This window comes from Blautia sp. DFI.1.216 (assembly GCF_020594215.1).
Lineage (GTDB): Bacteria > Bacillota > Clostridia > Lachnospirales > Lachnospiraceae > Blautia_A > Blautia_A wexlerae.
Genome location: NZ_JAJDML010000262.1, coordinates 1 through 226 on the forward strand (window position 1 = coordinate 1; position 226 = coordinate 226).

Here is a 226-nt window from a genome sequence, read left to right on the forward strand (position 1 = left end):
GGGAGATTGTATCCTCTCCTTTTGAGATTAAGCACACATCCAGTGATATCCATTCTATCGAAGGTGAATCCCGGGTTGTAATGGAACATACCGGCCGCTACTACGAAGCACTTGCTCACCAGCTTTCAGCAGCAGATCTCTTTGTCAGTGCTGTTAATCCCAAGTTGGTCAAAGATTTTAATAACGATTCTCTTCGCAAAATCAAGTCCGACAAAGCTGATTCTGT

1 protein-coding gene is annotated in these 226 nt (G+C 43.8%); it reads left to right on the top strand.

The annotated features are described in order from the left end of the window. Nucleotides 1-226, top strand: a 226-nt coding sequence (locus LJE11_RS19645; protein ID WP_227296461.1) for an IS110 family transposase, incomplete at both ends; no start/stop codon positions are given.